The sequence below is a fragment of the Nitrospirota bacterium genome, from assembly GCA_013388455.1.
GTDB lineage: Bacteria > Nitrospirota > Thermodesulfovibrionia > Thermodesulfovibrionales > SM23-35 > JACAFF01.
In genome coordinates this window covers 23,653-35,752 of record JACAFF010000002.1, presented here as the reverse complement: position 1 = coordinate 35,752, position 12,100 = coordinate 23,653, and the positions used below count along the sequence as shown (strand labels likewise).

General features: G+C 36.8%; 11 protein-coding genes. 7 read left to right on the top strand and 4 right to left on the bottom strand.

Features of this window, described 5'->3' with window-relative positions:
* Positions 1–3: 3 nt before the first annotated feature.
* Entirely contained in the window at positions 4–870 is an 867-nt protein-coding gene (locus tag HXY53_00570; protein ID NWF75062.1) for a hypothetical protein, read from the bottom strand.
* Positions 871–918: 48 nt separating this feature from the next.
* Positions 919–2,064, bottom strand: coding sequence for a tRNA 2-thiouridine(34) synthase MnmA (gene mnmA, locus HXY53_00565; GenBank protein ID NWF75061.1), 1,146 nt, complete (start codon positions 2,062–2,064; stop codon positions 919–921).
* A 377-nt stretch (positions 2,065–2,441) separates the two neighbouring features.
* Here mnmA and HXY53_00560 point away from each other — a divergent pair, with 377 nt between their 5' ends.
* Together HXY53_00560 and HXY53_00555 are read left to right on the top strand one after the other, a co-directional pair.
* Positions 2,442–2,966, top strand: coding sequence for a shikimate kinase (locus tag HXY53_00560; protein NWF75060.1), 525 nt, complete (start codon positions 2,442–2,444; stop codon positions 2,964–2,966).
* A complete protein-coding gene (locus HXY53_00555) occupies positions 2,954–4,030 on the top strand; it encodes a 3-dehydroquinate synthase (protein ID NWF75059.1) in 1,077 nt (358 codons plus the stop codon). The genes HXY53_00560 and HXY53_00555 overlap by 13 nt, the downstream gene beginning before the upstream one ends.
* Before the next feature lie 11 nt (positions 4,031–4,041).
* Here the strand turns inward: HXY53_00555 and HXY53_00550 are convergent, their stop codons facing one another.
* Together HXY53_00550 and HXY53_00545 are read right to left on the bottom strand one after the other, a co-directional pair.
* On the bottom strand, positions 4,042–5,025 hold the full coding sequence (locus HXY53_00550; protein ID NWF75058.1) for an inorganic phosphate transporter: 984 nt from the start codon (positions 5,023–5,025) through the stop codon (positions 4,042–4,044).
* Positions 5,018–5,641, bottom strand: coding sequence for a DUF47 domain-containing protein (locus tag HXY53_00545; GenBank protein NWF75057.1), 624 nt, complete (start codon positions 5,639–5,641; stop codon positions 5,018–5,020). Before HXY53_00545 ends, HXY53_00550 begins: the two co-directional genes overlap by 8 nt.
* 101 nt (positions 5,642–5,742) lie before the next feature.
* On the opposite strand from HXY53_00545, the gene HXY53_00540 reads away from it, so the two are divergent.
* The 5 genes from HXY53_00540 (at position 5,743) to HXY53_00520 (ending at position 12,099) form a co-directional block, all read left to right on the top strand.
* Positions 5,743–6,441, top strand: a complete 699-nt coding sequence (locus tag HXY53_00540; protein ID NWF75056.1) for a response regulator — start codon at positions 5,743–5,745, stop codon at positions 6,439–6,441.
* Positions 6,441–8,267, top strand: coding sequence for a PAS domain-containing protein (locus tag HXY53_00535; protein NWF75055.1), 1,827 nt, complete (start codon positions 6,441–6,443; stop codon positions 8,265–8,267). Before HXY53_00540 ends, HXY53_00535 begins: the two co-directional genes overlap by 1 nt.
* 143 nt (positions 8,268–8,410) lie before the next feature.
* On the top strand, positions 8,411–9,553 hold the full coding sequence (locus HXY53_00530) for a hypothetical protein (protein ID NWF75054.1): 1,143 nt from the start codon (positions 8,411–8,413) through the stop codon (positions 9,551–9,553).
* 302 nt (positions 9,554–9,855) lie between these two features.
* The gene (locus HXY53_00525; GenBank protein NWF75053.1) at positions 9,856–11,541 is read left to right on the top strand and encodes a T9SS C-terminal target domain-containing protein; all 1,686 of its coding nucleotides are present in this window, start codon (positions 9,856–9,858) and stop codon (positions 11,539–11,541) included.
* Positions 11,542–11,574: 33 nt separating this feature from the next.
* The gene (locus HXY53_00520; GenBank protein NWF75052.1) at positions 11,575–12,099 is read left to right on the top strand and encodes a hypothetical protein; all 525 of its coding nucleotides are present in this window, start codon (positions 11,575–11,577) and stop codon (positions 12,097–12,099) included.
* Position 12,100 lies beyond the last annotated feature (1 nt).

The following is a 12,100-nucleotide window of genomic DNA, read 5'->3' as shown; positions in this document are numbered from 1 at the left end:
AAGTTAAGTAGCGTGTTTTATTTTATTAATATTATTCTCGATTGCCTCAATAAAATAGTTTCGAGAATCCTTGAAATGATATGTGAGATATTGATGCAGTGAGCCAAGAGTCTTAAGGCGTTCTAAAACAATTACTTCATAAAAATAAGGAGTTTTTCTGATTAAATCTTCTGCACTACTATATATCATTATCCCTTGTTTGCGAAGTTTTTCAAGACCTTCATAATTATAAGCCTCTTCAAACTCATTATATAATTCAGGAAGCTTTTCAGGATAATCACTTGCAGACAATTGCCCGAGTAAATCTGATGTCCCGAGAGCATAACCTGTAAGACGTTCCTCTTCTGAACTAAAATGTATTTTTTTGAGATCCAGGCTTACTCCTGAACACATGATAATATTCTGAACAGATGTAATGTCTTTTTTTGAGAATCCTGATAGAGAAAGAAAATATTCAGCAAAAATCTTGCTTCTGTATATATGAACAAAAGTGTATTTTGCACCAGTACCTTCAACGTCACCTTCTGATTTTATGTAACCTGTATCGTGTAATAAGACTGCAATAATACCCAGATCAAAGAATTTTTTCGAGATCCTCGGCCTGTTTCCACTTTTATTCCATCCGTCAATAATTCCGATAAACGGTGGTATAACATGCAAGGTATGTGAAAAATCATGATATTTAGTGTCACACTTTAGAAATCCCTTTTGCTTGCCGTTGAACAGATCACTAACATCCAGAAATATTTTTTCAAGAATATCGATAGAATCGTCTTGATAATTTTCTTTATAGATTGTCTTAATTTTCTTTAAGAGATCTTTTTCGCTCAGTTTTTTTTCTAAGAGTATAGGAGATATTTCGTTTTTCATATTAATAATATATCATAGCTTTGAATGTCTTTTGGAACAGATTTGAATTTATATATTAGTTGCATAGATGATGCCTCCGCCTATTATCACATCTCCGTCATAAAATACGGCAGACTGTCCAGGAGCTGGAGCCCATTGAGGCTCATCAAATATAATTTGTACTGTTTTTGCTTTCTCTATCTTTTTATTTTTTAGTATGTTTATTGTTGCAGGTTGTTCTTTCATTGCGGAACGCACCTTTACCAGTGCTCTAAAAGCTATTCCGTCATTATTATTCTTTACTAAAATCTGTCGAGGATAATAGATCCAGTTTAATCTGTCTGCAAAAACATTATTCATTTGCGCTGATTCGAAATCTCCAACATATATTCTATTTTTTTCTGCATCAATCTTTACAACATAGAATGGATGCCGTGATGATATACCCAATCCCTTTCTCTGTCCAATTGTGAATTTATAAATTCCCTTATGTATGCCGATAACATTTCCATCTGAATCGACTATATGTCCTGATCTTGATTGGATACCGGAGAACTTCTCAATAAACTTGAGATAATTGCTTTCTTTGATAAAACATATTTCCTGGCTTTCTGTTCTTTCTAAGGCATCGAGATTCAGGTCTTTTGCAATACTTCTGACTTCATTTTTCTTGTAATTTCCAAGTGGAAGAAGAAGCTTTTTAAGAATTTTCTGTTTAAGTACATACAGGAAATATGATTGATCTTTCTTTGGATCAATTCCCTTTTTGATCAAGTATAGGTTATTTTTTAGTTTCTGACTTTTGATTTCTGATTCCTGGATTTTTTCAATCCGTGCATAATGTCCAGTTGCAATATAATCAGCTTTTATTTTTTCTGCCTCTTTCAAGAGAAATGGGAATTTGATAAATCTATTACATAATATGCATGGATTCGGGGTAAAACCTCTTAAATACGCATTAACAAAGGGCTTGATTACCTTTTCAGTAAAATCATTTCTTAAATCTATAATGCTGTGTGGAATACCAATTTGATGAGCAGACTTTGAGGCATCTTTTAAGGATTGAAAAGAGCAACAGGTTTTAAGGTCAATTCTGTTTTCATCTCTCCAAAAGACAAAACTAACTCCTTGAACCTCATATCCTTTTTCTTTTAAAAGATATGCAGCAACAGAAGAATCAACTCCACCACTCATACCAACAATAACCTTTGCCATATAAACAATATAACAGATTGACCTGTCGTTCTGTAACTACTACAATATAAACAGATAGCATCCAAAATTTAGGCTCAAGACCAGAAAGATTAGTTGGCTGGGGATGTCTTGGAGCGAACATTACAAAATTTTTGGTTACCAGTCTTAACGAAGGGAGCGTCCCTAAAGGGCGAATTTGCATTGTTTGAGGCCAAAGGCCGAGTTTGCAAATTCGAGCGACCGAGTCTTAGAATGGTCAGAAATTTTGTTCAGTGAGCGAAAAGGCATTTCCAGCCCGAAATTAGCAAGCCTAAATTTTAGATGCTTCCATAAAACACATTTAAAAAAGGATTCCCCCTCACCACTTATGGGATAGGGGAACATAACGAAAAGAAAAAATGAAAAATATCGTCCTTACTGGTTTCATGGGAACAGGAAAGACTGCTGTTGGGAAAGAACTCTCACGCCTTCTTAATATGAAATTAATTGATCTGGATACAGAAATAGAAAAGGCAGAGAATATGACAATAAATGAAATATTTAAACAATTCGGGGAACCAAGATTTAGAGAAATAGAAACAGAAATGGTAAAAAAACTTTCTAAATATCAGAAAAGCATAATTTCTACAGGAGGTGGGGTAGTATTAAGACATGAAAATATGGATATATTGAGAAAAAAAGGAATTATTATATGCTTGAAGGCAAAACCAGAAACAATTCTGAAAAGGACAAGCAATAATACTGACAGGCCGTTACTTCAGGTTGATAATCCTATTAAAAAGATAAAAGAGCTTCTAAATTTTAGAGAACCATTTTATGAAAAAGCTGACATTATAATAGATACAGAAGATAAAACCCCTTTACAGATTGCAGAGGAGATAATAGATAGAATTAAAAGCATGAGGATTAAATGGAAAAAATAACTGTTAATCTTGGTGAGCGAAGCTATGATATTATGATAGGAAATGAAATACTAAATGGTATTGGAGAACAACTGAAATCCTTCAATCTCAGCGCGAAAATCGCCATCATAAGCAATTCAACCGTATCTTCACTTTATGGGGAACAAGTAACAGATTCAATCAGGAAGGCTGGGTTTGATCTCCTGACAGTAATTATCCCCGATGGTGAAGAGCATAAAAATATTTTAACGCTTCAGCAGATATACAGTAAATTGCTTAGATACAAACTCGACAGAAAGTCTGCGCTAATTGCGCTCGGGGGTGGAGTTGTCGGAGATATAACCGGTTTTGCTGCATCTACCTATATGAGGGGAATTGCATATATCCAGATTCCTACAACTCTGCTTGCACAGGTTGATAGTTCTGTCGGTGGCAAGACAGGTATTGATCATGAACTCGGGAAGAACATGATCGGCACATTCTGGCAGCCAAGCCTTGTTTGGATTGATATAGAGACTTTAAAAACCCTGCCGAAAAGAGAATTAACAGCAGGGATAGCAGAAGTTATCAAATATGGTGTGATCTATGATAAAGAATTATTTGATTTTCTTATATTAAACAGAGAAAGAATCCTTAATCTTGATAGAGATGCAATTGTTTATATAATTAAGCGTTCTTGTGAAATAAAAGCAGAAGTTGTATCAAAGGATGAAAGAGAATCAGGTTTTAGAGCCATTCTGAATTTTGGACATACTATAGGACATGCAATTGAGACTGTTACAGGATATAAAAGATTTCTACATGGGGAAGCTATTGCGATAGGGATGGCACTTGAGGCACGTCTCGCCGAAATGCTTAATTTGATTAATAGTAAAGATGCTTCAAAGATTAAATCCCTTATTGAATCTTACGGGCTCCCGTTTGAAAAACCGACAGATATAAAACCAAACAGTATTTTCCTTTCCATGCAACTTGATAAAAAAGCTATTGCTGGAGAATTGAAATTCATACTTCCACAAAAAATCGGAAGTGTGCTTATACAGAAAAACGTTCCTGAAAGATCTATTAGAGAAGTATTGATATAAGAGCTTTAAGGTTAAGAAAATACAGCAACTATCTTATATACAATCCATGCAGCAATCGAACATGCAGGCAAGGTAAAGATCCATGCATTGACAATCTTTCTCCCGATACCCCATCTCACAGCAGTTAATCTTTTTGTTGCACCAACCCCCATAATTGCTGTGGCAATAACGTGGGTTGTACTGACAGGAAGACCAAAATGGCTTGCTCCGAGAATTACTGCGGTTGCTGATGTCTCTGCTGCAAATCCATGCACGGGCTCAAGTTTTAGCATTTTTATGCCCATGGTCTTAATCACTTTCCAGCCACCTATAGCTGTTCCTAATCCCATTGCAAGAGCACATGCAAGGATTACCCATAAAGGGACTTCAAGAGAATGAATGTAACCACCACTGATAAGCGAAAGTGTAATAATGCCCATTACTTTTTGTGCATCATTTGAACCATGGCTGAATGCCATAAAACTCGCTGAAACAATCTGAAGTTTACCGAAATATTTATTTACTGCACATGTAGAAAGATTAGCGCATAAAGCGAGAATAAATTTCATAAAACAATATCCAAAAATTATTCCAAGGATAGGCGATAAAAGGAGAGATAAAAAGATTGTTTTTAATCCTTGCACATTAAGAATAGAAAACCCGCCGTGCGATACAGAAGCCCCAATTAAACCTCCGATAAGTGCATGAGAAGCACTAACAGGCAAACCAAACCGCGTCATTGCACTATTCCAGATGAAACCAGCTAAAAGAGATGATGCAACTACACCCTCAGTAATCGCCTTAGGGTCAACAACCCCCTTACCTATTGTTTTGGCTACAGCAGTTGTGAGGAATGCGCCGAGGACATTTAAAAAACCAGCAAGCAAAACTGCCTGTGAAGGTTTCAGGACACGGGTTGAAACTACAGTTGCAATAGCATTTGCTGAATCATTATAACCATTACTTATGTCAAATAAGATAGCGAGAAAAACAACAATGAGGACAATATCAAGCATACTTCAGAACAATAGCTTCTAATATATTGGCAACATCCTCACACCTGTCAGAAGCATCTTCAAGATGCTCGTATATTTCTTTCCATTTAATAATAAGTATCGGGTCTTTTATTTCATCAAACAAGTGTCCGAGTGCATCTCTGAAACCCCTATCCATTTTGTTTTCCAGCTTATTAATCTCAATACAGTATTCCTGAATATGGGCATAGTTCTTGTCTTTCAATTTCTTTATAGCTTTTTCTACAAGTTCTACTGTAGCGAGGAGATCTTTTGCCATGATGATCCCCCATTTGGTTGACTCTTTAAGTTTGAAGACAGTTAGCCTATCAGCAGCATTCCATAGTAGGTCGAGTATATCATCCAGTCTTGATGCAAGGGCATGTATATCTTCTCGATCAATCGGAGTAACAAAAGATTTATTTAGCTTTCTGATTATATCATGTGTATAAACATCACCTTCCTGTTCAAGTTCATGCACTTCTTTTGCCCAGGCTTCCAGGTTTGAAAAATATTCCATTATACCAACAAAAAGAGTAGCTGCATGGGTAACATTACTCGCAGCTTTTTCAAAAATAGAAAAAAAATCAACATCTTTTGGAAATATTTTCACTTTCATAAAAGCACCCCTCAGCGAATTAGAATAAATAAAAATTAATCGAAAGTCAATAAAACTAATATGTGTTGCACAAGTTTAAAAAATAATGCTATAAGTATAATGTGAACTTTCAAAAACATATACTTGTTGTTGATGACGAGGTAGATCTTATCGAGCTTGTTTCGTATAATCTCAAAAAAGAGGGCTTTATAGTTGACTCATCAACAGATGGTGAGGGTGCTCTCAAAAAGATAAGAAAAGACAAATATGATCTTATCATTCTCGATCTTATGCTTCCAGGAATTCAGGGGATTGAACTCTGCCGAATCTTAAAAAACGATCCAAAGACAGTAAATCTTCCTATAATCATGTTGACCGCAAAAGGAGAAGAAGTTGACAGAGTGATTGGTCTCGAGATGGGCGCAGACGATTATATAACAAAACCTTTTAGCCCGAGGGAACTCATAGCCAGAGTTAAAGCTGTTCTCAGAAGATTTGTAGAAAAATCAGTAACTCAGAAAGTTTTAACAATTGGCGATCTCGAGATAGACACAGAAAGATACACAGTTTCAATAAAAGGTAAGCCGGTAAAACTTAGCGCAACTGAGTTTAAGCTACTTTTATTTCTTGCTGAGAGAAAAGGTAAAGTATTCAACAGAGATCAACTCCTCGATGCAATATGGCGCGATGAGGCTTTCGTCGAACCAAGAACAGTAGACGTACACATCAGAAGGTTAAGGGCTAATATCGAGGAAGACCCTGCAAACCCAAAATATATAAAGACAATGCGTGGTATAGGTTATTTCTTTGACGGGAAGTAATGAAAAGGATATTATTCAAAAGAATCTTGTTTTTATATCTTATAATTACCCCGCTTCTCGTTCTTCCACTTCAATTTTATCTTTCGAGTGTTATAAAGAATAGTTACCTTTTTAATCTCAGAGAAAACCTTATTATACAGGCACACCTCATTGCAGAAAAAATTCAATCTGTTTCTGCTGAAATAAATCTTGATGAATTCTGCAGGACATATAAAGAAAAAACAGGTTCCAGAATTACAATCATTGACAATTCAGGGCGAGTTTTGGGAGATTCTGATGAATCTTCACGCTTAATGGAGAATCATCTCAACAGGCCTGAGATAAGAGATGCAATGATTAGTGACACAGGAAGTTCAATTCGCTTCAGTAAAACTATTTCAAAAAACTTTTTCTATCTTGCAATTTCTGTAAATCAAGAACCCAACAGATTTTTTCTGAGGTTATCAGTACCTCTTCAACATATAGAAAAAGCAATAAATGAAATAAGGATGAAGATTATTGTGGGAGCATTGTTAGTTTTATTTATCGTTATTATGGTAGGACTTATACAGACAGAAAGAATTACCAAATCTATTGAAGAGATAACTTTATTTTCAAAGGATGTTGCATCAGGAAATTTCAGGAAGAGGTTATTCCTAAAAGAAAAAGGAGAGTTGGGCGAATTAGGAAAAAATATTAATGAAATGGCTAAAGAGCTTAGCTTTAGACTCCAGCAGAGTGAGGATGAGAAAAATAAGATTGAGGCCATCTTGAGAAATATGTCAGACGGATTATTATTGACTGATAAGAAGGGCATCATCATCCTGAGCAATGATGCTGTAGCAAGACTTTTTGGTTTAACATCAAGTATTGAAGGTAAAACACTGTTAGAGACCCTGAGAAAAGCTGAGTTGATGGAGTTGATAGAAAAGGTTATCGAAACAGGAGATAGGATATCTCTTGAGATAGAAATCAGTTATCCTAAAGAGATTCATCTTGTAGCTACAGCTGCACCATTCAGTATAAAGAGTGAAGTAACAGGAGTGGTTATAACATTCCATGATATTTCAAGGCTTAAAAAACTCGAAAACATCAGAAAAGATTTTGTAGCTAATGTATCGCATGAGATGAAAACGCCTGTTACTGCTATTAAGGGTTTTGCTGAAACACTCCTTGAAGGTGCTCTTGATGAGAAAGAAAATGCACGAAAATTTATCGAAACAATTAAGGCCCATAGTGAACGATTAAATTCACTCGTGAGTGATCTTCTGACTTTATCGAGGATAGAACTTGGGGATATAAAGATTGAAAAGACCACGGTTAATCTTAATGAAGTTGTAGATACTGTGTTTAATACACTCAAAGAAAAGGCACAGAAAAAGGGACTTAATCTTGAAAAGCAGATACCTGTTGAGTTACAGGAAATACAGGCAGACAGGAATCGTTTTATCCAGATACTTCTAAATCTCGTTGACAACGGGATTAAATTTACAGAGAAAGGAGGTGTAACAGTTAAAGTTCAAAGTAGAAATTCCTCTTTGTCATTGCGAGGAGAAGCCGAAGCAATCTCAAAAGGCGAGATTTCTCGGTCCGCTCGGAATGACAATTTGATAAATTTTATCGAAATTTCCATTGAAGATACAGGAATCGGCATTCCCAAAAAACATATCCCTCGTCTGGGTGAACGTTTTTACAGAGTAGATACAGCACGTTCCCGTGAATTAGGGGGAACAGGCCTCGGCCTTGCTATTGTCAAACATCTTGTAAAAGCACACGGATGGGATATGGTTATCGAGAGTGTCGAGGGTAAAGGAACAACAGTAAAGATTATTTGTACGGTTACATAAACCGCGTTAACCGAAATTTAATTTGTTTTTAACATTTCTGTAACATTCTATCGGTAAACTAACCCGAATTATTTCGTAACGGCTTAGAACTTCTCTGAAGTAATATTCTATGTCTGTTAAAAAAATTAGAAGGAGGATTTTGTATGAAGAAAAAGTTGTTCGCATTGGTTGTAAGTCTTTGTTGCCTCATTTTTATGGCTGGGGCAGCAATGGCAACGGAAGAAGAGGTATCCGAAAAGGATATCGAAAAAGTAGTAAAAGCCCTCAAGGATATTAAATTCAATCTTTTATGGTACCTCTCTTATATGAACGGAGAAGGTAAAGATGTTGGCGGCAGCGCCGGTGACGGTGAAAGCCATAACAAGTTCGCTATTAAAAGAGGTTATTTCAGGTTTACAAAAGCACTTATGCCCTGGATGGATGCACATATGACATTTGATGTTACTCAGGTTAAAGATGAAGACAGCAGTCTCAACGGCTCTGTAGATGTGAGAATAAAGTATGCATATGCAAAATTTAAATTCCCTGAATTTGCTTTCTTTACTCATCCTTTTATGGAAGTCGGTATTGTACATATGCCATGGCTTGACTTTGAAGAACATGTCAACTGGTTCAGGTGTCAGGATACCATGTTCCTTGAAAGGAATAGCACGTTCAATTCTGCAGATTTTGGACTGACCGTTGTATCTCTGCTCGGTGGGGAGATTAATGAAGAGTATCAAAAGAAGGTTAACAATAAATACCCGGGGCGTTATGGAAGTTTGGCCTTCGGGGTTTATAATGGCGGTGGTTATCATGCATCTGAAGAGAATGGCAACAAGGTATTTGAGGGAAGACTAACAATCAGGCCACTTCCTGATATAGTCCCGGGACTCCAGTTGTCATATTTCGGAATCATTGGAAAGGGTAATAAAGAAACGGAACCTGATTGGAATGTAAACCTCGGAATGGCAAGCTTCGAGCATGAATATATTGTTCTCACCGGCCAGTATTATGACGGTAAAGGCAATCAGAAAGGTACTGATGAATACAATAAAGACGGCTACTCAATATTCACAGAAATAAAGCCACATAAAAAAATCAGCGTAATAGGCAGATATGATTACTTTGATCCGAATGACGACGCTGATGACGATGAAAATACCAGATATATTTTCGGTATTGCATATCATCTGGATAAACCACACAAGAATATGATTGTGCTTGACTATGATACAGTTCAGTATGAAGACAATACCAAAGAAGACGACAAAAGAGTCCAGCTAACCCTGCAAGTAGCTCTTTAAACGTCAGATAAAAAGCCTTGCTATCCCCCCTTACCCTCCCTGAAAATGGGAGGGTATTTTTTTACAAATCAATAGAAGACATGACTTTCAGTTTAACCTAAATTTAATGATAGCTTCATATTTTTTTAACACTAATTTACTAACATAACAAAAATACAAAATCGTTTAAAAAAATTATCACGTTTTAATGTTCAATCTTTATACATCTCTCGATCAGGGGTTCTAATACTTTGGAAAAAGATTGAGAGATTGTTGATAAGACATGCTTTTAAAAAGCATAAATAAAAAATGGAGGTGTATTGATGAAAAGGTTTATGATGTTTTTTCTTGCAGTTTTTTTGATCATTGTTTATGGAACTCTCGCTTCTGCAGCAGTTGAAGGGACATGGACTATCCAGAGTACCGAAACGACAAAGCTGAAAATTCATGGACATGGGTCAGAAAATGAGAGTCAGTCTGTTACATCTACATGGATATTCCAGACTGGGGGAATCTTTGATGGAGACGATGTTAAAGGAACATGGAGCCAGGATGGTAAGAAATTCACTGTTTCTTTAGATACAGCACAGCTTGCAGACTCTATAGAAGCAGACCTCTCAGCAGACGGGTACAACACAACTGTAACTGTCACAACAGTAAGCTTCACAGGCAAGGAACAAAAAAACGGAACCATTAGCGGAAAATATAAATTTAAAGCAGACATAATTTTCAATGATCTTGCCACAACCGGGACAATAAATATTAAAGGTAATTTTACTGGAAGCTTAAGTCAGACTCAAATTGTCTCAGGCAATATAACTGAGGATACCACATGGAGCGGGCAGGTTCTATTAAGAGGTGCGGTATTTATTCTGCCGCCAGCTACCCTTACAATACAACCTGGCACTACAATTTATGGTGAGACAGCATCTATCGGCACATTGATTATTGCACAGGGTGCGAAAATAAATGCTGTTGGAACCCAGGCTGCTCCGATTGTCTTTACCAGTGAACAACCTGAAGGCTTGAAGGCAAGGAGTGACTGGGGAGGATTAATAATTAATGGGAACGCTCCCCTGAATGTTCCTGGAGGAATCGCCTATGGAGAAGGTGATACAGGTGTCTATGGAGGAAATGATCCAAATGATAACAGCGGCACACTCCGTTATGTTCGTGTCGAGTATGCCGGACATGAGTTTAGCCCTGAGAATGAATTAAACGGAATAGCTTTCCAGGGTGTTGGTGCCGGTACAACTGTAGACCATGTGCAGGTACATATGAACAAGGATGATGGTATCGAATGTTTTGGCGGCACAGTGAACTTTAAATATGTAATCGTGACTAACATCGGCGATGATTGCTTCGACTGGACAGATGGTTGGCAGGGGAAAGCACAATTCCTTATAGCCCAGCAAAGAGGAGATGATGCTGACAACGGATTTGAAGCCGATAATAATCAGGAAAATGAGGATTATGCCCCCCGTTCTAATCCTACAATTTATAACGTGACTTTAGTCGGTGATCCGACTGCAAACTATGGCACAGAGAGTGACCTCGGTATGCTCTTAAGACACGGCACAGCAGCTAAGATATACAATGCAATAGTTGTCGGGTTCAAGGATAAGGGACTCGAGATTGACCATGCAACGACTTTTGCACAGGCACAGGCTGGAAATCTTATTGTAGACAATAGTATTTTTTACAATTGTGGTCCAGGTGGGACATTACCATTCAGTGATGATTCTGATGAAAAGAATTTCACTCCTCCATTCACTACTGAATATTTTGCAACTACAATGATGGATAATAATGCAACAATTGACCCGATGCTTGTAAATCCATATGACCATACAAATCCTGACTTCAGGCCAGCTTCTGGTTCACCTGCTGTAAACGGGACAGTTCCTGTAGCTACACCCCCGAATGATGGATTCTTTGAGCAGGTAACATTTATCGGGGGAGTTGATCCAGACAATGACTGGACGGCCGGTTGGACAGTATACGAATAGGAGTTCATTCAGAATACCCAAACAGAGTATAGAATGGACAGAAATATCAAGACAAGGATAAGAAAAAAAGGAGGAGGGCTGATAATTGCCCTCCTCCTTTTCATTATTCCATCCAGATGTTTATGTGAAGAACTATTCAATAGTAAGTCCTCTGTTGAAGAACTTTCAAATTCAGTTTTAGAAGCATTGATGAAAAAAGACATAAAAGTTTTGGAAAACTTAGCGATGACCAGAGATGAATTTTACAAATATATATGGCCCGAAATCCCTTGGAGCAGGCCTAAAACAAATATGCCTTTTGAATATTACTGGAAAGATCTCCACCAGAAGTCATCCACTTCTCTAAGGTGGATTTTAAGTGAGTATGGCGGTCAGAAATTTGAATTTATAAAAATTTATTTTGCAAAAGATAAAAGGCAATATAAAAAATTGAACATTTACAGAGATTCAAGATTAATAGTAGAAGATGAAAAAGGAAAACAAAAAGAAATAGAGCTATTCGGGTCAATTGTTGAATTAAACGGCAGATACAAAATTTTGAGCTATATATACAGGTAAG